Below are 2,112 nucleotides of genomic sequence, written 5' to 3'. Positions count from 1 at the left end.
ACTGGTCATCCCGAAGAATTAAACGGTCCAAAACACCCATGACTGCCTCCAAAAGACAGTCTTGAATCTGATTTGCTCAGCTTTGGGAATCCCAAGAGTCCACGGCTCCTAGAGCACAATACGCAAGGAACTCATGTGGCCTTTTCTCAAGCAGTTCCCTGCCTCGTTTGCAATGAAGGCGTCGGGGAGTCGTACGAAGTGCTCGGTTCAAATCTCGTGTGGCGTCTCCCATGGACCGCAACGCTTCAATCATTACATCGACCTGATACCCGTGCTTCTCGCTCATTGCAGCTCCGATTGGTCGTCGGCTATGGGTCTTGGACGGTACGAGCGACTGAAAGCCCAAGCGGAACCAGCGGCGGCATGGATATACAAAATCTCGGTTGTTGCGCTGATGCTGCCTTCTTTGGTTTTCGGGTGCGCCAGCGGCTTTCTCGCGAAAGCCAATCTGTCCAGCGCGTTCCGTGATATCAGATGTGCTTTGAGAGCTTTCACTGAAGCTTCCCCACCATCTGCAGCATATCCGGCACGAGCCTGTACCAGCGATCAAATGTGCGAACGAGTCCCACTTCCGGGTCAGCGAAAAACACCTCGGTCGTAGCTCCTATTTTCCCGTCTTGGATTAGGGGGTGGCTCTTCATCTTCCCGATAAGAATCGGGACCGCACGCTCGCCTACCACCCAATCAGAAGTGGTTGCGCTACGAGATATATCCGCAGCACCAAGCGAAGCATAATCCTCCAGGGACGCTGCCAAGGCGCGAAGGCGTTCGACGAGATGAGGGAGTTGGACGGCAGAAGCCATATCTTCCAAGGCGTTTAGTGTCATCGGAGGCACCATCAGAAGTTCGACATACGAAGGAGGGATTGCGTATCTCAGCGCCATCAAACTGAGCCCCATGGTCTGCACCGGCAACATCGATTCGCTATCCGTAGGATCAAAACAACTGATTCGCGACCGAAAAGCAAAGAAAAAGATCGAAAACCTAATTAAAGGATCGAAAATGCATCAATGTTGACATTTTTCGAGTTGGCACGTTTCTGGCCTAATGCACCCCTCTGTGGACCTTCTGCGAGCTGCGCGTTTTTTGCTCGGGTACACCCAGGAGCAAGTTGAAAACTCGTGCAATTTAACGCGTCGCTATCTCTACAACCTAGAGGCCGGTAAGCATCTGCTGCTTCCGCGTAATGCACTGGTGATAAAAGCGTATTTTGAACGAGAGGGTGTCGAATTCCTGGAGGAATCAGAAACCCATGGTGCCGGAGTGCGGTGGCGAAACCCAGGAAGGCTTGATCCTTTCAGAAGTAAGTTATTTCGTTGCGCCCGTGGGCTCGCAGATTTGTCTCAGGACAAACTTGCGGATCGGTCGGGTGTCGGCCGAAAATTTATAGCTCAATTGGAGCAGGACGTTCTCAAGGGCCTCAACGAGACCTCACTTGGAAAACTGGAACATGCCTTACGTGATCTTAATATCGAGATCACCCAAGAAACCCGTGAATTTGGCGCTGGCGTTCGCTGGATTAAAACAGCGGTCGCCTGAATGATCTGGACACAACGCGAGTCTGTGACCAAAGATAACTGATAAAAGTCCAGTGAGGGAGCACCTGCGGTGGGCTTTGCGTTGTGCCCAATCAGGCTGAAGCAGCTACAGCGCAATTTGAGGGCGCGCAGCTTCAGCCTGATTACGAGATGCTTAATCACCACAAAGCGTATCGATACCTTTTAGAGATACCGGTTTCGCTCGCATTTCGACCTGCCGATCGCCCTTGCCCTGATGGCCGCCCTCGGCGCCATTCCCGCCGATGCGCTGTCGGAATTTGTCGTCGTCGGCGAGCTCAACCTCGACGGAACGATCGCCGCCATATCAGGCGCGCTGCCGGCTGCGATCGGCGCCAATGCGCTCGGCAAGGGGCTGATCTGCCCGGCCGAAAGCGGCGCCGAAGCCGCCTGGGCGGGCGCCGAAGTCGATATTCTCGCCCCGCGCAGCCTGATCGCCCTCGCCAATCATTTCCGCGGCACGCAGGTCCTATCCAGGCCGGAGGCGTCGATCCGCCCTGACCTGCCACGGGTAATTTCCTCCAGATTGCATTAGAGTCCGGCCCATCAAAGGACG

General features: G+C 54.5%; 2 protein-coding genes and 1 pseudogene. 2 read left to right on the top strand and 1 reads right to left on the bottom strand.

What is annotated here, in order from left to right; all coding sequences use genetic code 11:
- Nucleotides 1-491: 491 nt before the first annotated feature.
- Nucleotides 492-917: a DUF6634 family protein gene (locus tag G9X64_RS29395; protein WP_171377939.1), complete on the bottom strand. Its 426-nt coding sequence runs from the start codon at nucleotides 915-917 to the stop codon at nucleotides 492-494.
- A gap of 142 nt (nucleotides 918-1,059) precedes the next feature.
- On the opposite strand from G9X64_RS29395, the gene G9X64_RS29390 reads away from it, so the two are divergent.
- Entirely contained in the window at nucleotides 1,060-1,539 is a 480-nt protein-coding gene (locus tag G9X64_RS29390) for a helix-turn-helix domain-containing protein (RefSeq protein ID WP_171377938.1), read from the top strand.
- A 201-nt stretch (nucleotides 1,540-1,740) separates the two neighbouring features.
- Nucleotides 1,741-2,070, top strand: a pseudogene (locus G9X64_RS29385) (magnesium chelatase domain-containing protein); the annotation flags it as partial.
- Nucleotides 2,071-2,112: the final 42 nt, after the last annotated feature.

The sequence above is a fragment of the Rhizobium sophorae genome (assembly GCF_013087515.1).
GTDB lineage: Bacteria > Pseudomonadota > Alphaproteobacteria > Rhizobiales > Rhizobiaceae > Rhizobium > Rhizobium sophorae.
The sequence above is the reverse complement of the archived record's forward strand: the minus strand, read 5'-3'. Positions and strand labels throughout refer to the sequence as shown.